The 22,632-nt window shown below is 68.9% G+C and carries 18 protein-coding genes, 1 tRNA gene and 1 pseudogene; 14 read left to right on the top strand and 6 right to left on the bottom strand.

From position 1 onward, the window contains the following. The 5 genes from E3T42_RS15350 to E3T42_RS15370 form a co-directional block, all read left to right on the top strand. Positions 1–496: HNH endonuclease signature motif containing protein (locus E3T42_RS15350; RefSeq protein ID WP_134403303.1), on the top strand; the 496-nt coding region annotated here is incomplete at its 5' end. A gap of 74 nt (positions 497–570) precedes the next feature. Next, a tRNA-Arg gene (locus E3T42_RS15355) sits at positions 571–642 on the top strand. A gap of 269 nt (positions 643–911) precedes the next feature. Then, complete coding sequence (locus E3T42_RS15360; RefSeq protein ID WP_134365098.1) at positions 912–1,247, top strand: hypothetical protein; 336 nt, start codon at positions 912–914, stop codon at positions 1,245–1,247. A 209-nt stretch (positions 1,248–1,456) separates the two neighbouring features. Next, positions 1,457–2,476: a YihY/virulence factor BrkB family protein gene (locus tag E3T42_RS15365; RefSeq protein ID WP_134365103.1), complete on the top strand. Its 1,020-nt coding sequence runs from the start codon at positions 1,457–1,459 to the stop codon at positions 2,474–2,476. Positions 2,477–2,639: 163 nt separating this feature from the next. Further along, a complete protein-coding gene (locus tag E3T42_RS15370) occupies positions 2,640–2,954 on the top strand; it encodes a DUF6457 domain-containing protein (protein WP_134403304.1) in 315 nt (104 codons plus the stop codon). Here the strand turns inward: E3T42_RS15370 and E3T42_RS15375 are convergent. Then, positions 2,943–5,261, bottom strand: a complete 2,319-nt coding sequence (locus tag E3T42_RS15375) for an FdhF/YdeP family oxidoreductase (protein ID WP_134365100.1) — start codon at positions 5,259–5,261, stop codon at positions 2,943–2,945. The two genes, E3T42_RS15370 and E3T42_RS15375, sit on opposite strands and share 12 nt — an antisense overlap. 259 nt (positions 5,262–5,520) lie before the next feature. Here E3T42_RS15375 and E3T42_RS15380 point away from each other — a divergent pair, with 259 nt between their 5' ends. The 3 genes from E3T42_RS15380 (at position 5,521) to E3T42_RS15390 (ending at position 11,804) form a co-directional block, all read left to right on the top strand. Continuing rightward, positions 5,521–6,378 carry a Cof-type HAD-IIB family hydrolase gene (locus E3T42_RS15380; RefSeq protein ID WP_134403305.1) on the top strand — a complete coding sequence of 286 codons (858 nt, stop codon included), beginning with the start codon at positions 5,521–5,523 and terminating at the stop codon, positions 6,376–6,378. 119 nt (positions 6,379–6,497) lie between these two features. Next, the gene (locus E3T42_RS15385; protein WP_134403306.1) at positions 6,498–10,430 is read left to right on the top strand and encodes a Pls/PosA family non-ribosomal peptide synthetase; all 3,933 of its coding nucleotides are present in this window, start codon (positions 6,498–6,500) and stop codon (positions 10,428–10,430) included. Positions 10,431–10,514: 84 nt separating this feature from the next. Further along, a complete protein-coding gene (locus E3T42_RS15390) occupies positions 10,515–11,804 on the top strand; it encodes a M1 family metallopeptidase (protein WP_241976228.1) in 1,290 nt (429 codons plus the stop codon). Here the strand turns inward: E3T42_RS15390 and E3T42_RS15395 are convergent. After that, entirely contained in the window at positions 11,777–12,547 is a 771-nt protein-coding gene (locus E3T42_RS15395) for a 4'-phosphopantetheinyl transferase superfamily protein (RefSeq protein WP_134403307.1), read from the bottom strand. The genes E3T42_RS15390 and E3T42_RS15395 overlap by 28 nt on opposite strands. A gap of 88 nt (positions 12,548–12,635) precedes the next feature. Between E3T42_RS15395 and E3T42_RS15400 the strand changes: the two genes are divergently transcribed. Beyond that, on the top strand, positions 12,636–13,652 hold the full coding sequence (locus E3T42_RS15400) for a magnesium and cobalt transport protein CorA (protein WP_134403308.1): 1,017 nt from the start codon (positions 12,636–12,638) through the stop codon (positions 13,650–13,652). Between the two features lie 21 nt (positions 13,653–13,673). Here E3T42_RS15400 and E3T42_RS15405 read toward each other — a convergent pair whose 3' ends face one another. Next, complete coding sequence (locus tag E3T42_RS15405) at positions 13,674–14,678, bottom strand: adenosine deaminase (protein WP_134403309.1); 1,005 nt, start codon at positions 14,676–14,678, stop codon at positions 13,674–13,676. A 194-nt stretch (positions 14,679–14,872) separates the two neighbouring features. Between E3T42_RS15405 and E3T42_RS15410 the strand changes: the two genes are divergently transcribed. Both E3T42_RS15410 and E3T42_RS15415 read left to right on the top strand, forming a co-directional pair. Beyond that, on the top strand, positions 14,873–18,667 hold the full coding sequence (locus tag E3T42_RS15410) for an AAA family ATPase (protein ID WP_241976230.1): 3,795 nt from the start codon (positions 14,873–14,875) through the stop codon (positions 18,665–18,667). Then, positions 18,664–18,942 carry a hypothetical protein gene (locus tag E3T42_RS15415; RefSeq protein ID WP_134403310.1) on the top strand — a complete coding sequence of 93 codons (279 nt, stop codon included), beginning with the start codon at positions 18,664–18,666 and terminating at the stop codon, positions 18,940–18,942. Before E3T42_RS15410 ends, E3T42_RS15415 begins: the two co-directional genes overlap by 4 nt. A 22-nt stretch (positions 18,943–18,964) precedes the next feature. On the opposite strand, the gene mscL is transcribed toward E3T42_RS15415, so the two are convergent. From mscL to E3T42_RS15430, 3 genes are all read right to left on the bottom strand, one after another. After that, complete coding sequence (gene mscL, locus E3T42_RS15420; RefSeq protein WP_338144989.1) at positions 18,965–19,408, bottom strand: large conductance mechanosensitive channel protein MscL; 444 nt, start codon at positions 19,406–19,408, stop codon at positions 18,965–18,967. A 55-nt stretch (positions 19,409–19,463) separates the two neighbouring features. Then, a complete protein-coding gene (locus E3T42_RS15425; RefSeq protein WP_134366594.1) occupies positions 19,464–19,838 on the bottom strand; it encodes an FmdB family zinc ribbon protein in 375 nt (124 codons plus the stop codon). 107 nt (positions 19,839–19,945) lie between these two features. Beyond that, positions 19,946–20,524, bottom strand: coding sequence for a 5-formyltetrahydrofolate cyclo-ligase (locus E3T42_RS15430; protein WP_134366593.1), 579 nt, complete (start codon positions 20,522–20,524; stop codon positions 19,946–19,948). A gap of 34 nt (positions 20,525–20,558) precedes the next feature. On the opposite strand from E3T42_RS15430, the gene galU reads away from it, so the two are divergent. The 3 genes and pseudogenes from galU to E3T42_RS15445 all read left to right on the top strand — a co-directional run. Continuing rightward, positions 20,559–21,452, top strand: a complete 894-nt coding sequence (gene galU, locus E3T42_RS15435) for a UTP--glucose-1-phosphate uridylyltransferase GalU (RefSeq protein WP_134403311.1) — start codon at positions 20,559–20,561, stop codon at positions 21,450–21,452. A gap of 79 nt (positions 21,453–21,531) precedes the next feature. Further along, positions 21,532–22,191, top strand: coding sequence for a GNAT family N-acetyltransferase (locus E3T42_RS15440; protein ID WP_134366591.1), 660 nt, complete (start codon positions 21,532–21,534; stop codon positions 22,189–22,191). Positions 22,192–22,263: 72 nt separating this feature from the next. Continuing rightward, positions 22,264–22,632, top strand: a pseudogene (locus E3T42_RS15445) (hypothetical protein); the annotation flags it as partial.

A 22,632-nucleotide genomic window follows, 5' to 3' on the forward strand; every position in this document is an offset into this window, starting at 1 on the left:
GGTCGAAGCCCCCGTGTCGATGCGCACCGTGAATCAGCTCATCTGCGCCGGCGGGTACCGCAAGATCGTCTTCGGAGTGAACGGGGAGGTCCTCTACCTGGGCGGCAAGGAAAGATTCTTCAGCCAGGCCCAACGCCGGGCGATTGCCGCCCGCGACGGCGGGTGCATCATCCCGGGCTGCCAGGTCAACGCGGCCTGGGCCGAGGTGCACCACATCATCCCGTGGGCCAACCACGGGCCCACCGACATCGACAACGGGGTGCTGCTGTGCTGGTTCCACCATCACAGCATCGAGACCTCGGGGTGGCTGATCCGCATGGTGCGGGGCAAACCCGAGGTGATGGCACCGGTCTGCTTCGATCCCACCCGTACCTGGGTACCGGGCCAGGACCACCGCGCCCACCGGGCCAGTCAGGCCGGCNGGGCCAGTCAGGCCGGCCGCGACCGTGGAGCCCGGCCGCGCGCGCACCCTCGGGCCACCGATTCCACCAAATAGCGGTCACCGGGTCTCGGCAGGCGTGAGCCCGCGCACTGCGGAGGGGGGAGACAACAGCTAAACTTCAACAGCCAGCCTCTGTAGCTCAACGGAAGAGCAGTTCCGTCCTAAGGAAACGGTTGGGGGTTCGAATCCCTCCAGGGGCACATTTCTTCAGGCAACACAGATCTTCAGGCAACACGGATCTCTGCGGGTGTACCCGAACGGGTACGGGTTGAGCCCAGTCGCTGCAGACTCGCCCCAGGGACGTCCACCTTTTCTCCGACAGCGGCGAATGAGCTGGCGTGGTAATTTATCACCGTTCATTTCGGTTGTGGCTGATGGCTCACTCCGTGCCGAACCAACCCGTCTCAGAGTCCGCGTCAGGTTGACGTCGCTTTGGGCGCATCGCGTCAACTAGGCAGGGAGTCAGTACATGAAGAAGATTTCGTATGGCGGAGAGTCGTTCCTGACAACTGACGGGGCCGCGGATGCACTCCTGGAGTTAGTCGTCGCCCTTCCGGACGGCCACGTGTCCGAGCTGATCAAACTACCCGCGGTCAACAGCGACGGTGACGAGATGGTCGTGCAAATGGTCGTCGGTCCACGCAGCGAGCTCATCAGCGTGCCGGAAGAATCCAGCGCGGGGGAACCCGACACCGTCGAAGCGGTCGCCTACCTTCGCGGCCGCGTGGGCACAATCACGGCCCCCAGCGAGGTGGCCTACACCGAGGCGCTCTCCTGTCCGGACTACGAATGGGACATGCCGTAGGCCCTTGTCGTCTGTCCCCCTCCTGAGGACATCAGTCGAATTGGCTTGAATTCCGTCCCCGAGTGAATGAAGCTGGACGAAATCGTTCAGCGGTGCCGCAAATGATGCGCGCACGAATCTCCCGCTGACGAAGCCGAGGAGAGCACCCAGTGGTTAGAAACAGCACGCGCGACAAGCACGACCGGGCACCGGCGCCCGACGATGCCCGCATGCCCGACTCGCTGACCGAGATCGCCAAGCCGTCCTGGAAGTACGTGCTGCGCAAGACCCTGCGGGAGTTCTCGGCCGACCAGTGCACCGACCTCGCCGCCGCCCTCACCTACTACGCCGTGCTGTCGATCTTCCCCGCATTGATCGCGCTCATCTCGCTCCTGGGAGTGTTCGGTCAGGGTAATACCGCGACGAACTCGATCCTTTCTCTCGTCGACCAGGTCGCCCCCGGTGGCACCGCCGACACTCTGCGGGCCCCGCTGGAGCAGTTCAGCTCGTCGCCCGCGGCCGGCGTCGCCCTCGTCGGCGGCATCCTGCTGGCGCTGTGGTCGGCATCCGGCTACGTCGGCGCGTTCAGCCGGGCCATGAACCGCATCTACGAGATGGAAGAGGGGCGGCCGTTCTGGAAGCTGCGCCCGATGCAACTGGGCGTGACCGTGGTCTGCATCCTGCTCATCGTGGTGGTGCTTGTGGTGTTGATTGTGTCGGGTCCGGTCACGAATGCGCTCGGCAGCGCGCTGGGGTTGGGGCAGACCGTGCAGCTCGTCTGGTCCGTCATCAAGTGGCCCATCCTGGCGCTGGCCGCCGTGTTGATCATCGCCATCCTGTACTACGCCACTCCCAACGCCCAGCAGCCCAAGTTCCGCTGGATCAGCCTGGGGGCATTACTCGCGCTCATCACCCTGGCGGTCTCCTCGTTCCTGTTCGGCCTGTACGTCACCAACTTCTCCAACTATGACCGCACCTACGGTTCTCTGGCCGGCATCGTGGTGTTCCTGCTCTGGCTGTGGATCGCCAACCTCGCCCTGCTCGTCGGCGCCGAGTTCGATGCGGAGCTGGAACGGGGCCGGCAGCTGCAGGCGGGCATCGCCGCCGAGGAAGAGATTCAGCTGCCGCCGCGGGACACCCGCAAGAGCGACAAGGCGGCCGACAAGGCACGCGAGGACATCAAGCTCGGCCGACGTCTGCGGGAGCACAGCACACCGAGTGACGACGGCGAACCGACGAGAACGAAATAGAAGTAAACACCGGGCCGGTCTCCTGAAGAGTCCACATCGAGGACGGGATCCCGCCCTCAGAGTCCCGGACTGCCCGTGCGTTGTGCTTCGCCGGCAAGGGTGCAAGTCTTGACGGATGCCGCTTCCGGGCATTCCGGGACGAGCCACCAGACTAGGAGCACCGATGACCGTTTCGTCCGATGAAGAGCTCGCACTGGCCCAGTGGAGTCGACGGCTGACGCAGGCCCTGCAGATCCTGAACCTCGAGGTCGACACCCAGATGATCCTGCAGTTGGCCGAGGAATCCAGGTCCGTCAGCCCCTCCGCCGGGCCCCTCAGCGCTTTTATCGTGGGCTTCGCTGCCGGACAGGCGACCAACAGCGGCAAGAAGGAGGTTCAGTCCGCCGTCGAGACCGCAGTGCAGAAGGCCCGCGGACTGGTATCCGACGGCACTCAGGACGGCCCGGACAGCAAGGGCTGGGTGGACTCAGCCCAGTAAGGGCTCTGACCCGGACGGCTTCAGGCGAACGATGACCGCCTTCGAGACCGGCGTGTTGCTGCCATCCGCCACGTGATCGAGCGGCACCAGGACGTTTGCCTCCGGATAGTAAGCGGCGGCGCACCCGCGCGGCGTCGGGTAGGAGACCACGCGGAACTTTCGCAGCACGCGCTCCTTGCCGTCCTTGTACTCGCCGAAAATGTCCACCAACTGTCCGTCGGCCAAACCGAGTTCGGTGATGTCTTCGGCGTTGACCATGATGACGTGGCGGCCTTTCCGGATTCCCCGGTATCGATCGTTGAAGCCGTAGATGGTCGTGTTCCACTGATCATGGGACCGCAGGGTCTGCAGGATCAGGGTCCCGGCGGGCCGTTCCACCGGCTCCAGGTCATTCGCGGTCAACACGGCCTTGCCGGTGGGCGTGTTGAAGGTGCGGGAATCGCGCGGGCCATTCGCCATGATGAAGCCGCCATCCTGCCTGACCCGCTCGTTGTAGTTCTCGCACCCCTTCACGACCCGGGAGATATGGTCGCGGATCAGGTCATAATTTTTCTCAAAGCCGTCCCAGTCGGCGTTGATCCTGTCGCCGAGGGTCGCCTTGGCCAGCCGAGAGATGATCGACACCTCGGAGCGCAGAGTGTGGGCAACGGGTTCCACGCTGCCCCACGACGCGTGCACCGCGCAAACGGTGTCCTCGACGGAGATGAACTGCGTGCCGGACTCCTGAATGTCGATTTCAGTGCGGCCCATCGTGGGCAGGATGAGTGCCTCTGTGCCGGTGACAGTGTGGGATCGGTTGAGCTTGATGGAAATCTGGGCGGTGAAGTCGCAATTTTCCATCGCCGCTTCCGCCGCGTGTGTGTCCGAGATTGCCGCCACCAGGTTTCCACCGAGGGCCAGGAAGAACTTGATTCTTCCGTCCTGCATGCGGCGGATCGTGTCGACGGCGTCGACGCCGTGCTCCCGCGGAGGCTCGAAGCCGAACTCCTTCCCCAGGGCGTCCATGAATGCCGGGGGCATCTGTTCCCAAATGCCCATGGTCCGGTCGCCCTGGACGTTGCTGTGGCCGCGGATCGGAGAAGCGCCGGCTCCAGGCTTGCCGATGTTACCGCGCAGCAGCAGCAGGTTGATGATCTCCTTGATGGTGGCGACCCCCTTCTTCTGCTGCGTGATGCCCATGGCCCAGGTGATGATGACCTTGTCCGCCTTCAGGTACCGCTCGGCGAGCTCGTCGATCTCCTCGATCCGCAAACCGGTCGCGTCGAGCACCTCCTGCTCGTCGAGCTGCGCCAGGTGCTCTTTCAGCTCCTCAAGGCCTTCGCAGTGCTCCGCCAGGAACTTGTGGTCCAAAACCGTGCCGGGGTTCCTGGCCTCCGCGTCGAGGACCCGTTTGGAAACGGCCTGCAGGAGGGCCATGTCGCCGCCAAGCCTGATCTGCAGAAACTGGTCGGCCAGCTCGGTTCCCTTACCCGCGACGCCGCGAACAGTTTGCGGATTCTTGTACCGCTTCAGCCCCGCCTCGGGCAGAGGGTTCACAGCGACCAGGCTGCCGCCATTGCGCTTGCAGGCCTCCAGCTCGTTGAGCATGCGGGGATGGTTGGTGCCGGGGTTCTGGCCCATCAGGATAATCAGGTCCGCCTCGGCGAAATCGTCGAAGGTGACCGTTGCCTTGCCGATGCCGATGGTCTGCCCCATGCCCCAGCCGGAGGACTCGTGGCACATGTTTGAACAGTCCGGCAGATTATTGGTGCCGTAACCGCGCACGAACAGCTGGTACAGGAACGCAGCCTCGTTGGATGTGCGGCCGCTGGTATAGAAGGCCGCGTCGTCCGGAGATCCCAGGGCGTTGAGCTTCGTGGCGACCAGCTCGAAGGCCTCGTCCCAGGTGATGGGGCGGTAGTGGTCCTCGCCGGCGGGCTTGTAGACAGGCTCGGTCAGTCGACCCTGCATGCCGAGCCAGTACTCGCTGCGTCCCCGCAGGTCGCTCACGGAGTGCTCGGCCCAGAAATCAGCACCGATGACGACGGGAGTCGCCTCCCAGGTGACGGCCTTGGCGCCTTCCTCGCAGAATTCAAACGCCTTGCGGTGGTGTGGGTCGGGCCAGGCGCAACTGGGGCAGTCGAAGCCCTTCTTCTGGTTCATCGCAAGCACCGTTTTGCGGGCCCGGTTGACGCCCATCTGCTCGATGGCCGGCACCATCGCGTGCATCACGCCGGGGATTCCTGCGGCCCAGTCCTTGGGCTTGCTGACCTCGAGTTCGCTCTCGTCGGCTTCCTCGAATTTGGGGTTCTTGCTCACCGTGGCCATGCCTTTCACGTCCAGTCGCAGCGAGGGAACGCCCCCGAAGCGGGGGTTTCGCACCCCCGAACCAACAGTAATCACCTCACGAGGGTCATCGGAAGTGCGTGCCCCCTATTGTCAGGCTGCGAACCGGTGGTCGGAGTGACAGCGGATGCCGACGTGAAGCAAGCAACAAATCTCGGATAGCGTCGGAGTATACGATCACACCGCTCCGGTGGTCTCCGAAGATGCAGCGTCCCCGAGACCACCTCGTCTGGAGTGCCCCATGATTTCCCCCCGCATCGCGTTCGTTGACGTCGACGGCACCCTGATCGAGACCGGATCGGAGATCGCAGACTCGACTATCGACGCGGTGCGCACCGCCAGGAGCAACGGGCATCTGGTGTACCTGAGCACCGGTCGGGCATCCGTGGAGATCTACCCCGCGATCCGCGACATCGGCTTCGACGGGACCATCAGCTCCGGCGGCGGGTTCGCGGAAATCGGCGACGAACTCGTGATCGAACGCACCATGCCCGAAGATGCGGTGGCGCGGATGATCGGTTTCTACGAGGAGTCGGGGTACGACTTCTACCTGCAGTCCTTCGACGAGCTGTACCCGAGCCCCGGCGTGCGCGACCGCTTCGCGGAGGACCACGCGGCCGACACAGAGCGGAAGGCGGGAACCGGGGCTGACCCGGCATCCGTCACCGATGCCGACGATCACCCGGCCCTGACGGCATTCGCCGACGTTCGACCGTACAGCTACACGGGCATCGCGAAATCGGTGTTCCTCGCCGGCGACCTTCGCGCGTACGACCGCGTCTCGGAGGCGCTCAGCGGAGAATTCCACGTCATCACCGGCACCATCCCGCACATGGGTCGCGGCAGCGGCGAGGTGACGCTGAACGGCGTGAACAAGGGCTCCACGGTCCTACGGCTCCTCGACCGGCTCGGCCTGGACGCGGCATCCGCCATCGGCATCGGCGACAGCAGCAACGACATCGAGATGCTGCAGGTCTGCGGGGTCGGCATCGCCATGGGCAACGCCACGGATGCCGTCAAAGCCCACGCCGACGAGGTCACCACCACCGTGCTCGATAACGGTGTCTGGAATGCCTTCCGCCGCCAGGGTTTGATCTGATCCCTCGCGTGGCATCCGGATGCGGTGTCTTCGTAACCCGACACCCGCCGGTTACCTGCGCGTCCTAAACTGGTGGCTCGCGCGGTGGACGGCACCGCGACCCGGACAAGGAGCGCGCGATGCAGATCCAGAGCCAGTCCGGCCAGGATGTGCTCGAGGCCGGATCCAGGGCGCCGGCGGCGCGTACCCTCATCGACATCCTGCATGGCACCGCCGACCGGCATCCGACCGCGCTCGCCCTGGAAGACCAGGACGGCGCGATCAACTATTCCAGCCTGATGCGCTTGGTCAGCGAGCAGGCGGAACGGCTCAGCCGCAGCGGGGTGCGCCGGGGCGACACCGTCGGCATCCGCATTCCGTCGGGCACCCGCGAACTGTACGTCTCCATCCTGGCCACCCTCACCGTCGGCGCCGCCTACGTTCCGGTCGACGCCGACGACCCGGAGGAGCGGGCGCGGCTCGTCTTCAGCGAAGCCCGCGTCGTGGGCGTGATCGGCCCCCGGGGCGTGTTCGCGGTGCGCGAGTCGCTCGACGCCGAACTGTTCGCCGAACGGATGCTGCCGGCGGGCGACGACCTGGCCCTCGCCGGAACAGACCGCACCATGCCGACCCCGGACGACGACGCGTGGGTGATCTTCACCTCCGGGTCGACCGGGGTGCCCAAGGGAGTCGCGGTCAGCCACCGCTCCGCGGCCGCGTTCGTCGACGCCGAGGCAGACCTGTTCCTCCCCGCCGACCCGATCGGACCGGCCGACCGCGTGCTGGCGGGACTGTCGGTGGCGTTCGACGCCTCCTGCGAGGAGATGTGGCTGGCCTGGCGGAACGGCGCTTGCCTCGTCTCGGCCCCGCGGTCGCTGGTTCGGTCCGGCGCGGACCTCGGTCCGTGGCTGATCGCCCACGGCGTGACGGTCGTGTCGACCGTTCCCACCCTCGCCGCGCTGTGGCCGGAGGACTCGCTCGAACAGGTGCGGCTCCTCGTCTTCGGCGGCGAAGCCTGCCCGCCCGAACTCGCGGCCCGGCTCTCGGTGCGGGGGCGCGAGGTCTGGAACACCTACGGCCCGACGGAGGCCACCGTCGTCGCCTGCGCCGCCCGGTTGGACGGCGACGGGCCGGTTCGGATCGGACTGCCCCTCGCCGGCTGGAACCTGGCCGTCCTGAACGCGGCCGGGGACCGGGTCGCCCACGGCGAGACCGGGGAACTCATCATCGGCGGGGTCGGGCTCGCCCGCTACCTCGACGCCGGCAAGGACGCCGAGAAATACGCCGCCCACGACGGACTCGGCTGGCACCGCGCCTACCGCAGCGGCGACCTGGTGCGCTACGAGCGTGAGGGCCTCGTGTTCGTGGGCCGGGCCGACGACCAGGTCAAGCTCGGCGGCCGGAGAATCGAACTCGGCGAGGTCGAGGCGGCCCTGCGGGCCCTGCCAGGGGTGGCCGGTGCCGCGGCAGTGGTGCAGATCACGCCGGCCGGAAACAAGGTGCTGGTCGGCTACCTCGCACGCACGGAGGGCGCCGCCGAGTTCGACCGCGCCGCCGCGAACATCCGTCTGCGGGAGGAACTGCCCGCCGCGCTCGTGCCACTGCTCGCGGTGGTCGACGACCTGCCCACTCGCACCTCGGGGAAGGTCGACCGAGCCGCCCTGCCCTGGCCGCTTCCGGCCGGCAGCGACGCCGGCGCAGCGCCCCGGCTGTCGCCGACGGCGGCCTGGCTCGCCGAAAGCTGGGCCGCCATCCTGGGCGTCGCAGCCGACGGGCCAGACGCGGACTTCTTCGCCAACGGCGGCGGCTCGCTCGCCGCGGCGCAGTTCGTGTCGATGATCCGCCAGCGCTTCGCGGACACCCGCGTCTCCGACATCTACGACTACCCGCGGCTCGGCTCGCTCGCCGACGAACTCGACGGCCGAGTTCCGCCTGTCCCGCAGCGGGGGCGCGAGGTGCTGCCCGTGCCCCTGCGCAGCCGGATCGCGCAGAGCCTGCTCGGCATTCCTCTGCACGTGCTCGTGGGGGCGCGCTGGCTGGTCTACCTCTCGGCGGCGAACAACCTGCTCGCCGCCGCCGGCGCCACCTTCGCGCCGACGCTCTCCTGGTGGTGGGTCGCGCTCGGCTTCCTCCTGTTCGTCACCCCGCCCGGCAAGATGACCATCTCCGTCATCGCAGCCCGGCTGCTGCTGCGCGGCCTGGAACCGGGTAACTACCCCCGCGGCGGTTCGGTGCACCTGCGCCTGTGGCTGGCCGAACAGGTCGCGCTGCTCGTGGACGCCGCCAGCCTCGCCGGGGCGCCGTGGATCAGCTACTACGCCAGGGCGCTGGGCGCCCGCGTCGGCCACGACGTCGATCTGCACGCCCTCCCGCCGGTGACCGGGATGCTGGAGATCGGCGCCCGGGCGGCGATCGAACCCGAGACCGACCTGGCCGGCTACTGGATCGACGGCGACGTGCTCCGGATCGGCCGGGTGCGGATCGGCGAAGAGGCGACCGTCGGGTCCCGCAGCACCCTGCTCGGCGGAGCCCGCATCGGTGCCGGAGCGGTGATCGAGCCGGGGGCGGCCGTCTCCGGCGTCGTGCCCGCCGGCGAACGCTGGGCGGGATCACCCGCCATCCGGATGGGCGCCGCGCACGGGTCGTGGCCGGCCGAGCGCCCGCCGCGCGGTCGCCGCTGGCTGACCGCGTTCGCGGCCGGGGCCGTCGGCATGACCGCGCTGCCGGTCATCGCCGTGATCGTGGGCGCCCTCATCGTCGGCGCGGCCATCGGTGACGCGTCGACCCTGTCCGCGGCGCTGGGGCGGGCGGCCCTGATGATGCCGGTCGCGGTCATCGCGGCCGGCCTCGTCTACGCGCTGCTGGTGGTCGCGTCCGTGCGCGCCCTCGGCGTGGGGCTGCGCGAGGGCTACTACCCGGTGCGCAGCCGGATCGGCTGGCAGGTCTGGATGACCGAACGCATCCTCGACGGCGCCCGCACACTCCTGTTCCCGGTGTACGCTGGCCTGCTCACCCCGATCTGGTTGCGGCTGCTCGGGGCGAAGGTCGGCGCGGGCGTCGAGGCCTCGACCGTCCTGCTGATCCCGGCCCTGACGACCATCGCCCCGGCCGCGTTCCTCGCCGACGACACCATGGTCGCCTGCTACGAGCTGGGCGGGGGCTGGCTGCGCATCGGCCCGGCCAAGATCGGCCGGCGCGCGTTCCTGGGCAACAGCGGAATCGTCGGCGCCGGGCGCACCGTTCCGCGCAACGGTCTCGTCGCCGTGCTCTCCTCCACTCCGCGGAAGGCCAAACGCGGCTCGTCCTGGCTGGGCAACCCGCCCGAGCGGCTGCGGCGCATCGCGACCGACGTCGACGAGACGCTCACCTTCCACCCGCCGGTGCGACTGGTGACCCGGCGCGCGCTCTGGGAACTGCTGCGCATTGTTCCGGTCATCGTCACAGCCCTGATCGCGCTCGGCGTGCTCGCCGCGCTCGCCTGGCTCTGGCTCCGGCTCGGCCTCGGTTGGGCGATCGCCCTGTCCGGAGTGGTGCTGCTCGCCGCCGGCATGGTCGCGGCCCTGGTCACGACCGCGGCCAAGTGGATGCTGGTGGGCCGGATCCGGGCGACCGAGCATCCGCTCTGGTCCTCGTTCATCTGGCGCAACGAGGTATCGGACAGTTTCGTGGAGATGGTGGCCCGGCCCTGGTTCGCGGCGAAGGCGGCAGGCACCCCGGCGCTGGCCTTCTGGCTGCGCACCCTCGGGGCGAGAATCGGCCGCGGGGTGTGGTGCGAGTCGTACTGGCTGCCCGAAGCGGACCTCGTCGCCATCGCCGACGGCGCCACCGTGAACCGCGGCTGTGTGGTGCAGACGCACCTGTTCCACGACCGGATCATGCAACTCGACCGCGTCAGCCTGGCCGCGGGCTCGACGCTCGGGCCGCACAGCGTGATCCTGCCGGCCGCCTCGGTCGACGAGGGCGCCACCGTGGGGCCGGCCTCCCTCGTGATGCGGGGCGAACGGGTTCCCGCCGGGTCGGTCTGGTCGGGCAACCCGATTTCGCCGTGGCGGTCGCTGCCGTGGCAGACTTGACGGCCCATGCCTCAGAACAAGTCTTCACTCCCGTCTCGGCCGGTGCCGCCGAATAACGGCGCGCCGACCCACGGTGCGCCGACAGTGGATGACGCCTACACACCGCAGAACGGGAACGGCGGCTATCTGGCCCAGCACTACGACCTCGACCTCGACTACCGGGTGGCCACCAACCAGCTGCGGGCGACGGCGACCATCACCGCGCTGGCCTCGATGAGGTTGGACCGGTTCAGCCTCGACCTGGACGGGCTCAGCGTCGACCGGGTCACGGTCAACGGGGTGCGGGCGCACAAGGTGATCCACGCCGCGCGGAAGCTGCTGATCCTGGTGGCGACCCCGATCGACGCCGGCGATCGGTTCGAGGTGAGCGTGCGGTATCGCGGGGCGCCGCGCCCGCTCCGCAGCATTTGGGGCGACGTCGGCTGGGAGGAGCTTGACGACGGGGTGCTCGTCGCCGGCCAGCCCACCGGCGCGGCGTCGTGGTACCCGTGCAACGACCATCCGAGCAACAAGGCCTCCTTCCGGATCCGGCTCACCTGCGAAGACCCGTACACGGTCGTGTCCAACGGAAAGCTGATCGCCCGGTCGACCCGATCGGGTCGCACCGCCTGGACGTTCGATGTGCCCGAGCCGATGGCCACCTACCTGGCGTCGGTGCTGATCGGCCGCTACCGGCGCACCGACCTGGCGGCCGCCCCGGTCGCCCAGCGGATCTTCTTCCCCGCCAACCTCGCCCGCGAAGTGGCCGTTGACTTCGGCCGGCTGGGGGAGATGCTGTCCCTCTTCACCGCCCGATTCGGGCCGTACCCGTTCGGCGCCTACTCGGTCGTGGTCACCGACGACGAGCTGGAGATCCCGCTCGAAGCGCACGGCCTCGCCGTCTTCGGCCGCAACCACGTCGACGGGGCGCACGGCAGCGATCGGCTGATCGCGCACGAACTGGCCCACCAGTGGTTCGGAAACAGCCTGACTGTGGCCCGGTGGCAGGACATCTGGCTGCACGAGGGATTCGCGTGCTACGCCGAGTGGCTGTGGGGGGAGGCCAGCGGGGGACCGTCCGCAGACCGGAGCGCGGCCGAGCACCGCGCGCTGCTCGACGCGCTGCCCCGCGACATCGTCGTCGGCGATCCGGGACCGCACGACATGTTCGACGACCGGGTCTACAAGCGCGGCGCGCTCGCCCTCCACGCCCTGCGCCGCGAGCTCGGCGACGACGGCTTTTTCGGCGCCGTGCGGGCGTACACCCGCGACCGGCGACACGGGTCGATCTCCACGGACGACTTCGTCGAGTTCTTCTCGGTGCACACCGGGAGCGGCGAGGTGCGCCGGATCGTCGACCGCTGGATCTACCGGACCGTGCTGCCCAAACTCTGAGCCGGCCGGTGGCCTGGCCGCCGACGGATGTCCGTGGCGGTCAGCTGCAGCACCGTGAGCTGGGCACCGGTGTGCACGGTGTCGGTGTGCACTGTGTCGGTGTGCACGGCGACCGTGCCGGCCAGTCCCGGCCCCGGATCGAACCGGGCCAGGCGCATAGTGTCCAGCGGGAAGCCGGCCCCCGGCCAGGCCGCGAGGTGCGGGGCGGCGGCATCCGTGGCTGCACCCGTCGGAGCGGCGGCGGTCAGCGTGACGGTCAGGTCCCGCGGGTCCACCCGGAGTCCGTCGCCGGTGCACTTGAGGATCGCCTCCTTGGCCGTCCACAGGGCGGCCCGCGCGGCCGCGGCGTCGGCGGGCGGGACGAAGTGGAGGGCGCCCTGCTCCGCCGCCCCGAACGCGACCCGGTCGAAGTCGGCCCGGGAGACGGCCGCCAGGCTCTCGATGTCGACCCCGACCGGTCCAGCGAAGGTCAGCGCGACGGCGACCGCGTCGGCGGCCCGGCTGAGGCTGGCGTGCAGGGGCCAGGGGTGCAGGGTGCGGCCTTTCGCGCTCAGAGGAACGTTCAGCACCGGTCTGCCATGGCTGCCGCCGCAACGGTCACAGGTGCGGTCGATCGACACGTGTCGGGGATCCACGCCGAGGACCCAGGCGGCGGCGGCCGCCAGGAAGCCGCGATCGGCGGCATCCGTTGCCCCGCGCGGGGCGACCACGACGAACACGTCCCGCGTTCGCTCAGCATTCACGCCCCCAACCTACCGCCGGGACCGTCGGAGGCGGCGGGCGGCGCTCCCGACGGATGCGACACTTGTAGCTGCTATATAAGGAGCGCCCGTGGCACTGATCGACAACGCAATCTACGTGAACGGGCATCGAGCCGCCAACCCGGACACGCTCGACGAGACCTACGCGGCCATGAAGTCCCGGAACGGCTTCGCCTGGATCGGGATGTACCGCCCGTCCGAGGCCGAGGTGCGCTCCGTCGCCACCGAGTTCAGCCTCCACCACCTGTCGGTGGAGGACGCGTTGAAGGGCCACCAGCGCGCGAAACTGGAACGCTTCGGGGACATCCTGTTCGTGGTGCTGCGGCCGGCTCGCTACATCGACGCCGAGGAACGGGTCGAGTTCGGCGAGCTGCACGTGTTCGTGGGCCCGGACTTCGTGGCGACCATCCGTCACGCCGAGTCGCCCGATCTCGCGAAGGTGCGCCTGCGGATGGAGCAGGCGCCGGAGCTGCTGGCCCTCGGGCCCGAGGCCGTGCTCTACGCGATCCTGGACCAGATCGTGGACGAGTACGGGCCGGTCGTGGCGGGGCTCGAGAACGACATCGACGAGATCGAGAACCAGCTCTTCGACGGCGACCAGACCGTGGCCCGGCGCATCTACGACCTGTCCCGCGAAGTGATCGAGTTCCAGCGCGCGACGCAGCCGCTGGTCGGCATGCTCGAGGCGCTGCAGAAGGGCTTCGGCAAGTACGCGGCCCCGACCGAACTGCAGCACTACCTGCGTGACGTGCTCGACCACACCCTGCGGGTCGTCGAGCGCGGCGCCGCGTTCCGGCAGCTGCTGGACAACGCGCTCACCGTGCACAGCACCCTCGTCACCCAGCGCCAGAACGAGGAGACGCGCCGCCTGTCCGAGACCAGCGTCGCCCAGAGCGAAGAGGTCAAGAAGATCTCCAGCTGGGCGGCCATCCTGTTCGCGCCCACCCTGGTGGGCACGATCTACGGCATGAACTTCAAGGCCATGCCCGAACTCGGGTGGGTGTTCGGCTACCCGTTCGCCCTGTCCCTGATGCTGGCCATGGGGATCGGACTCTACCTGGTCTTCAGGAAGAACAACTGGCTGTAGGACCCGCCGGCCTGACCGGGGTCAGACGGATGCCTGGGGCTGCGCGTCGAGCCAGGCTCCGACCTCGTCGTCCAGGGTGCTCTTCTCGGCGGGAGTGAGGAACGAGGCCTCGATCCCGTTCCGGGCCAGAAGCGCCAGCCGGTGCGGGCCCAGGCCGAACTCGCGGTCCAGGGCCGTCAAATTGTCGTCGATGTAGCCGCCGAAGTACGCCGGGTCGTCGGAGTTGACACACACGAGCAGGCCGCGGTCCAGCAGCCGCATGATCGGATGCCCGGCGAGGGTGTCGATGACCCGCAGCCGCACGTTCGAGAACGGGCACACGGTCAGCGGAACGCGGTCCCGCACCAGGCGGTCGAGCAGGGCCTCGTCTTCCAGGCTGCGGATGCCGTGGTCGATGCGCTCCACCCCCAGCAGGTCCAGGGCCTGCCAGACGTACTCCGGCGGTCCCTCCTCGCCCGCGTGGGCGACCAGGCGCAGCCCGTTGGCGCGGGCCAGGTCGAAGACCTCGGTGAACAGCTCCGGGGGATAGCCGACCTCGGCGGAGTCCAGCCCGATGCCGTCGATCCGGTGCGGGCTCGCGAGGATCTCCCGCAGCAACTGCAGCGCCTCGGCGGCCGGACGGTCGCGCAGGAAGGTCACGATCAGTTTCGTGCTGATGCCGACCGAGTCGACGGCGGCGTCGAGGGCATCGCGCACCCCGCCCAGGGCGGTGAGCAGCGGCACGCCCCGGCTCGTGTGCGCCTGCGGGTCGAAGAAGATCTCCGCGTGCCGCACGCCGGCGGTGCGGGCCCGCTCGAGGTAGGCGCGGGTCAGATCGGTGAAGTCGATGCGTTCCCGCAGCACGTCGAGGTTGCGGTAGTAGAGGTTCAGGAAAGACTGCAGATCGGTGAACTCGTACTGCGCGCGCAGCTCGTCGAGGGAGCCCCACGGCAGGCGCACATTGTTGCGCGCGGCGAGCTCGAGGATAAGCTCGGGTTCGAGTGTTCCCTCGATGTGCAGGTGGAGTTCGACCAGGGGGAGTGTCATTGAACCATTCTCGCCGAGAAGGATCGGCGCCGGCCCTCGCCGCCGCCCCGGCTGTCGTGCGGGTGGTCGCTCGGACGGCCGCTCGGACGGCCGCTCGGACCGAATCCCGCCGAAACGGGCCGTTCTGGCCCCTAATCCCGGTAAAAACGGGCAGCCTGCCGGTGAATCCCAGTTGACTGAAATAGGGTGTCGGTGTGCGGCGCCTTGATAAGAAACTAGATGACAACGGCATCCTGTCGGAAATTCAGGATGCTGCCGCCTCCGACCCTCGCAACTCAGGCCCTCGCAACCCAGGCCCTCGCAACTCCGACCCACGCAGCCCCGACCCGCACGACGCGGCGGCCCCGCACGCGGTCAGCCTCGGTGATCCGTCCCTCGTCGTCGGCAACGTGGCCGACCCGGTCTGGCAGCGCTGGCGCGCCGAACTGGCGGAAGTCGGCGGACGCTCACCGCTCCTGCACTTCAGTGACGGGCCCCGCACCCGGATCGAACTGAGCGCAACCCACCCGGGCGGACTGCCGCAGTTCATCACCGGCAAGACCACGCTGCTCTCGAACCTGATCCGGGACGAGCTGGCCCTGCGCAACGCCCGGCTCGCGGCCGGCGAGATCACCCAGAAGGGCATCGAGCTGCGATCGATGCGCGGCATCGAGTCCGTGCACCTCGCGATCGGCCTGGCCGAGTGGCGCCACGGTGACGTGGACTACACGGCGCCGGTGCTGCTGCGCCCCCTCGCCATCCGCCGCTACGGCCGCGACTTCGAGCTCAAGCTCAAGGGCCAGCCCTTCCTCAACCCCGAACTGGCCCGCGCACTGCACGACCAGTTCCAGATCACCCTGGACGCCGACGCGTTCGTGGCCCTGGCCGTCACCAACGGCGCCTTCAAACCGCAGCCCGTGATCGACCGGTTGCGCGGCCTGACCTCGCACCTGCCGTGGTTCAACGTGGTGCCGCGCCTGGTCGCATCCTCCTTCGCCGACGTGGGCCGCGCGCTCTCCGCCGACGCGGCCCGGCTGGACCACCCGCTGCTCGACGCGGTCGCCGGCAACCAGAACGCCCGCCGGGCCATCGAGACCGCGTACAACCCGGTCGTGCCGATCGGCCAGGACTCCCGGCCTCCGGCCACCGACATCCTGCTGCTCGACGCCGACTCCGAGCAGGAGAACGTCGTGGCGCAGATCGCGGCCGGCAACTCCCTCGTGGTCAAGACGCTTCCCGGCACGGGCGGCACCCAGACGATCGTGAACGCGATCGGCTCGCTCATCTCGCAGCACAAGCGCGTGCTCGTGGTCAGCGCGCGCCGGTCCAGCCTCGACGGCATCGCGCACCGCCTGGTGCAGGTGGGGCTGCCCGGCGTCGCCGTCACCCCGCGCACCCTGCGGCGCGACCTGATCCAGTCAATCACCCGCAACGAGAAGGCCGCCCAGCCCCTGGTAGGCGACGTCGACGACGCGCTCGTGCGGCTGCGCAAGGTGCTGCTCGACTACCGCTCCTCGCTCACCCGCCGCGATTCGGCCCTCGGGGTGTCGGTGCTTGATGCCCTCGGCGAGCTGGCCAGGCTTGCCCAGCTGCCGAGCCCGCCGTCGACCACCGCCCGCCTCGACCGGCGCGCCCTCGAGCGCCTCGCCCATGGCCGGGCCGCCGCGGCGGCGACGCTGATCAAGGCCGCCGCGCTCGGCGAATTCCGCTACGGCCCGGGCGACTCGCCCTGGTACGGAGCCTCCTTCACCTCCACCGCGGATGCGTCCGCCGCCCACCAGCTGGCCAAACGGGTCAACCAGGTCGAACTGCCCCGCCTGCTCGAGCGCGCCGCCGGGCTGGTCGGCCAGACGCGGCTGCGCCCGTTCGAGACGATCACCGAGCTCGGCGTCTACCTGCGGCTGCTGCTGGACATCCGGGAGACGCTCGACAAGTTTCAGCCGGCCGTGTACGACCGTTCGCTGGCCGAACTGATCGCCGCGACCGCCGCCCGCCGCGATTCGCCCGAGATGACCGGCGCCAGCCGCCGGCGACTGCGCAAACTCGCCGATGAGTACCTCCGTCCCGGCGTGCGCGTCAGCGACATGAACGAGAGCCTGCGCCGCATTCAGCAGCAGCGCACCCTGTGGCAGCGCTTCGTCGTGGCCGGCGTCACCCCGGAGGTCCCGGTGGGGATCTCCGACGTGCACGTCGCCTTCCAGCGCGTCGCCGAAGACCTTGCCAGCCTCGACGTTCCGCTCGGCACGGCCGGCACCACCCGCCAGCTGTCGAACCGACCGATCAAGGAACTCATCCACGCGGTCGCCGGCCTCGCCGCCGAGAGCGAGGTGCTCGCCAACCTGCACGAGCGCACCGCCCTGCTCGCCACCCTGCGCGAGCACAACCTCGACCCCCTGATGACGGACCTGTCGCAGCGGCACGTGTCCGAGAAAGACGTCGCCGTCGAGCTCGAACTGGCCTGGTGGCAGTCGGTGCTGGAGACGATGCTCAGCGGCGACAAGGCCCTCCTCAACGCCAACACGCAGGTGCTCGACCGCCTCGAAGCCGACTTCAAACTGGTCGACGAGGCTCACGCCTCGACCACCGGCCAGCTGCTGGCCTGGCTGCTCGCCGAGACCTGGAAGATCGGCGTCGTCGACTGGCCGGAAGAAGCCGATCACCTGCGGCGCCTGCTCCGCGCCGACCGGGCCACCCCCGGCCGCCTGCACAAGGCCGCACCGCACCTGGGCCGGGTGCTCGCCCCGGTCTGGCTCGCCTCACCCTACGAGGTCGCGGGCTTCGACGACCAGATGAGTTTCGACAGCGTGCTGCTCGTCGACGCCGGGGCCACTACCCTGGCCGAGAACGTCGGCGCCATCCGTCGTGGCAGGCAGATCGTCGCGTTCGGCGATCCGGTCACGCAGACCCCGTCCGCGTTCGAAACCGGCATCACGGATGCCGCGGACGACCGCACCGTGCAGGAGACCAACGTGGATGCCCTCCACGCCGACTCCGCCCTGGCCCGCCTCGGAGAGCTGCTCCCGACGCTGACCCTGACCCGAAGCTACCGGGCCGGCGGCGAGGACCTCGCCGAGCTCGTCAACCACCGCTTCTACGGCGGCCGCATCGATTCCCTCCCGTGGGCCGGCAGCTACCTCGGCCACGGCAGCCTCACCATCAATTACGTCGCCGGTGGGCACGGCATGCCCGACGCCGACAGCGGCGCCGTCGAGAGCGTCGACGCGGAGGTCGCCAAGGTCGTCGAACTGGTGATGGACCACGCGGTGAAGCGGCCCAAGGAATCCCTGATGGTGATCACGGCCAGCGCGCGGCACTCCGTGCGCGTGCACCAGGCCGTGCTGTCCGCGTTCTCCAAGCGCACCGACCTCTCCGACTTCATCCTGAAAGACCGGGCGGAGCCGTTCACCGTGCTCACCCTCGAGCAGGCCGTGGCCCAGAGCCGCGACCGGGTCATCTTCTCGATCGGCTACGGCCGAACCCCGCACGGCCGCCTGCTCACCAACTTCGGTTCGCTCGGCGAGCCCGGCGGCGAACGGCTGCTGGCCATCGGCATGACCCGAGCCCGGCGGGCCATGGACATCGTCTCCTGCTTCCGCCCGTCGGACATCGACGAGGACCGCCAGCGCCACGGCATCCTGGCTCTGTCCCAGGTGCTCAGCGAGACCGAGGCACGCCGCCACGAAGCCCAGGTGCCCGATGCCAGCGAGGCCATGCTGGTCGACCTGGCCCGTCGCCTCGAGAAGTTCGGCCTGACCGTGTCGCTCGGGCACCGCGGCAAACTGGCCCTGGCCGGATCAAACGCCGGCCGTGCCGTCGTCGTCGAAACGGATGCCGTGGTCGGCCGGTCGAGCCTGCGCGAGTCGCTCCGGCTCCGGCCCGAGGTGCTGCGCCGCCTCGGCTGGCACTACCTGCGCGTGCACAGCTTCGAGCTCTTCAGCAACCCGGACGCCGTCGCCGCGCGGGTCGCCGCGCTCGCGGGCGTCACCGCCCCGCCGTCGACACGGCCGTGACCGCTGACGCCAGCCCTGACGGCGGTCCTCACGGAGTAGCTGACGGCGGCGCCGACCAGCCGGCCGCGGCATCCGCGGAGCCCCGCCAGTCGGTCGTCAGACAGCCCGGCATATCCCGGCGCGCCAAACTGACACCGGCTCCCGGCACGGATCCCGATCCGCACCCGCCGGTACTGCGCGAGGAGGGCGGGGTCGTGCCCGTCGATCCCGCCGGACCGGGCACCCGCGGCGTCAACGACGACCGGCTGCGCCAGGACCGCCCGCCGCACTGGTGACGCGGGCGCGCTCCGGTCGGGGCTAGAGCGTGTGCTTCGGGCCCCGGTCGAGCGTCGCGCCGGCGGCCAGCAGGTCGCGGATCTCGCTCAGGAGTTCGAGCTCCGTCGCCGGGGCGGCCACCTCGGCGGCGGTGGGGGCGCCGGCGAGACGGCGGCGCTCCTGGGCATGCTTCAGGTGGTTGAGCGGCATGACGAAGACGAAGTAGACCACGGCCGCGACCAGGAGGAAGTTGATTGCCGCCGCGAGCACCAGCCCGAATGACAGTTCAGCGCCGCCGGGAAGCCCGATCACCATCGCTTTCGCGAGGCTCTCCGAGTTGAAGATCGCTGCGACCAGGGGGTTGAAGATGCCCTTGACGATCGCGTTGACCACCGCGGTGAACGCGGCCCCGATGACGACGGCGACGGCGAGCTCGATGACATTGCCGCGCATGATGAATTCTTTGAAGCCCTGGATCATGGTCATACTCCGCTGAGGTTCCGGCGCCGTGAGGCGATGACGGGGGAGGTGGTGGTAGTGGTTAGGAAGACTTGGCGGCCGGGGCGGCGGAGCTCGTGCTGCCCGAGGTCGACTTCGCGGGGGAGGACGAACTCTCCTTCGCCGGCGCGGACTTCTCGCCGGCCTTCGAGTCGGACGAGCCGCCCGACGCCTTCTCGAATTTCTTGTCTGACTTCTTGTCGGACGTCTGGCTCGAGCGCTCGAGGGAACGCTTCGAATCCGAACGGGAGTCATTGCTGTAGAAACCGGACCCGCTGAAGGTCACGCCGATCGACGAGAACACCTTGCGCAGCTTGCCGCCACAGGTGGGGCACTCGGTGAGCGTGTTGTCGGTGAAGGCTTGCTGGATGTCGAACGCGGTGTCGCACTCGGTGCAACGGTAAGAATAGGTAGGCACTGGAACTCCGGCTGTGGGACCGGCCGCTGGCCGAATCCCCGATTGTATAGATGGCTTCGCTAGATTTTACCGGTGTTGGCTGGAAGCCACGTCAACGGCGCATGCGGTCAGAACGCGATGATCCGCGACGGGGTGACCAGGCCGTCCACCGGCTGGTCGTGCACCTCGCGCGGGACCTCGTCGACGAACTCGTTGTCGTAGATCACGGCGTAGACCGGCGGGCACTTCTCCATCGAACCGAGGGTCTTGTCGTAGTAGCCGCGGCCCCAGCCCATGCGCAGGCCGGTAGCGTCGACGGCCGCGGCGGGCACCACGATCAGGTCGACGTCGTTGATCGCGATCGGGCCGAGCAACTCGCCGGCCGGTTCCGGAACGCCCGCGAGACCCGGGGTCTCGGTCTGGTCTTCGCCGACGGTCCAGTCGAGCAGTCCGTCGTCACGGGAGACGGGGAAGAGAACCCGGATCCCCTGGGACTCGGCCCAGTTCACGAACGGGCGGGTGTTGGGCTCGTTTCGGCTGGACAGGTAGCAGGAGATCGAACGCGCCGACAAATCGAGCGTGATGCTCTGGAGATTGGCGGTGAGGCCGGCCGTCGCGGCGTCGCGCTCCACCGAGGTCATGTTCTGGCGGCGCTCCCGCAACTCGGCGCGGAGCGCCCGCTTTCGATGACCGATGTCGGAGTCCATACAAGTCATCCTAGATGCCGCTAACGTAGGGGCCATGGGGACATCAATTACCAAAGCCGTCATTCCCGCCGCTGGTCTGGGCACTCGCTTCCTTCCGGCCACCAAGGCCATGCCGAAGGAGATGCTTCCGGTGGTTGACAAGCCCGCGATCCAGTACGTCGTCGAGGAAGCGGTCGCCGCTGGTCTGCCCGACGTGCTGATGGTCACCGGGCGCAACAAGAATGCCCTGGAAAACCACTTCGACCGGATGACCGAGCTCGAGGCGATCCTGGAGAAGAAGGGCGATCAGAGCCGGCTCGCGAAGGTGAACTGGGCCACCGAGCTGGCGGACATCCACTACGTGCGCCAGGGCGACCCGCTGGGTCTCGGCCACGCCGTTCTGCGCGCGAAGATGCACGTGGGCAATGAGCCGTTCGCCGTGCTGCTCGGTGACGACATCATCGACTCCCGGGACCCGCTGCTCACGAAGATGCTGACCGAGCAGGGCAAGCGCAACGCGAGCATCATCGCCCTGATGGAGGTCGACCCCTCGCAGATCCACCTCTACGGGGCCGCCGCGGTCGAGGCCACCGATGACCCCGACGTGGTGCGGGTGACCGGACTGGTCGAGAAGCCGGACGCGGCGGATGCCCCGTCGAACCTGGCCATCATCGGCCGGTACGTGCTGCGCCCCGAGGTGTTCGGGGTGCTCGAACACACCCAGCCCGGCAAGGGCAACGAGATCCAGCTCACCGACGCGCTGCAGGAGATGGCGGCGACCCCGGATGCCACCGGCGGCGTGTACGGCGTCATCTTCCGCGGACGTCGCTACGACACCGGTGACCGCCTGGACTACATCAAGGCCATCATTCAGCTCGCCGTCGACCGCGACGACCTGGGCCCCGACCTCCGGCCGTGGCTCCAGGACTTCGTCGCGACCCTCGACTAGGGCCTACCGGCAGCCCCGGCGGCAGGCCGAGCGGGTAGATTGAGGGAACAACATTCTGGAATGAAGAGACGGGCAGGCTGTGGCCATCGCGATACCGACGCTTCATGACGGGCCCGTCACCCTGCGACCGATTCGGTTGCGGGACGACAAGGTGCTCGAGCGGTCCCTGATGGAGAACCGGAGCTGGCTGCGCACCTGGGAAGCCACGAGCCCGTACGCGCCGATGTCGTTCGACACGCGGTCGAGCATCCGCAGTCTCCTCGCTCACTCCCGCGCCGGAAGCGGTCTGCCGTTCCTGGTCGAGTACGACGGCCGGCTGGCGGGCCAGCTGAACGTGTCGTCGATCACCTGGGGATCGTTGTCCTCGGCCACGATCGGCTACTGGGTGGCCCAGGAATTCGCCGGCAAGTCGATCACTCCGACCACCGTCGCGCTGGCGACCGACTATTGCTTCGGCCAGCTCGGACTGCACCGGATGGAGATCTGCATCCGGCCGGAGAACGGCCCCTCGCTGCGCGTGGTAGAGAAACTCGGGTTCCGGTACGAGGGTCTGCGGCGGCGCTTCATCCACATCAACGGCGACTGGCGCGACCACTTCTGCTTCGCGCTGGTGGCGGAAGAAGTGCGCCAGGGCGTGCTCAACCGCTGGCACGCGGGCGCAGTGTCGCCCGACGCAGCCCGGGTGACGCCGTCCGACCTCGCCGCGGCCGCGCATCCGTTGGCCGTGACCGACCGATGACGCGCCGAATGTTCGGTGACACACCCTCGGTAATCATCCCCGGAAGCCCCCGGCGCTCCTACCGTAGGGACCATGAGTAGCGAGGTCCTGGGCGGGGGAGTCATGATCGCGGTCGCCGCTGCCCTGTGGGTGACCTATCTGATGCCGACCTGGGCGCGACGCCGACAATACCTGACCACCGAACGGAACGCCGTGCGCCTTCAGCAGACCCTGCGTATCCTGGCCGAGACCTCCGAAGTGCCGCGGGAGGTTCGCCTCGAAGCGAACGCGCGCACGGTGGTCACCCAGCGCAAACTCCTGGCCCAGGCCGAGGACGACGCCCGGGCCGAGGCCAAGGCCGTGACGGATGCCGCGGCCGCCGCCCGGCGGGCCGCCGCGGCCCGTTCCGCGACGGAGCGTGCGGCCGTGGCCCAGGCCGCTGCAGGCCGTTCCGCGCTCGCC

The organism is Cryobacterium sp. TMT4-10, assembly GCF_004403275.1.
In the GTDB taxonomy this organism is placed as follows: domain Bacteria; phylum Actinomycetota; class Actinomycetes; order Actinomycetales; family Microbacteriaceae; genus Cryobacterium; species Cryobacterium shii.

What these genes read in the sequence shown, in the direction of transcription:
- E3T42_RS15380 (WP_134403305.1), top strand. Translation starts at nt 5,521, where the DNA reads ATGATTTCCCCCCGCATCGCGTTCGTTGACGTCGACGGCACCCTGATC.
- E3T42_RS15405 (WP_134403309.1), bottom strand. Translation starts at nt 14,678, where the DNA reads ATGACACTCCCCCTGGTCGAACTCCACCTGCACATCGAGGGAACACTC.
- E3T42_RS15365 (WP_134365103.1), top strand. Translation starts at nt 1,457, where the DNA reads ATGCCCGACTCGCTGACCGAGATCGCCAAGCCGTCCTGGAAGTACGTG.
- galU (WP_134403311.1), top strand. Translation starts at nt 20,559, where the DNA reads ATGGGGACATCAATTACCAAAGCCGTCATTCCCGCCGCTGGTCTGGGC.
- mscL (WP_338144989.1), bottom strand. Translation starts at nt 19,408, where the DNA reads ATGACCATGATCCAGGGCTTCAAAGAATTCATCATGCGCGGCAATGTC.
- E3T42_RS15360 (WP_134365098.1), top strand. Translation starts at nt 912, where the DNA reads ATGAAGAAGATTTCGTATGGCGGAGAGTCGTTCCTGACAACTGACGGG.
- E3T42_RS15370 (WP_134403304.1), top strand. Translation starts at nt 2,640, where the DNA reads ATGACCGTTTCGTCCGATGAAGAGCTCGCACTGGCCCAGTGGAGTCGA.
- E3T42_RS15385 (WP_134403306.1), top strand. Translation starts at nt 6,498, where the DNA reads ATGCAGATCCAGAGCCAGTCCGGCCAGGATGTGCTCGAGGCCGGATCC.
- E3T42_RS15375 (WP_134365100.1), bottom strand. Translation starts at nt 5,261, where the DNA reads ATGGCCACGGTGAGCAAGAACCCCAAATTCGAGGAAGCCGACGAGAGC.
- E3T42_RS15430 (WP_134366593.1), bottom strand. Translation starts at nt 20,524, where the DNA reads ATGGACTCCGACATCGGTCATCGAAAGCGGGCGCTCCGCGCCGAGTTG.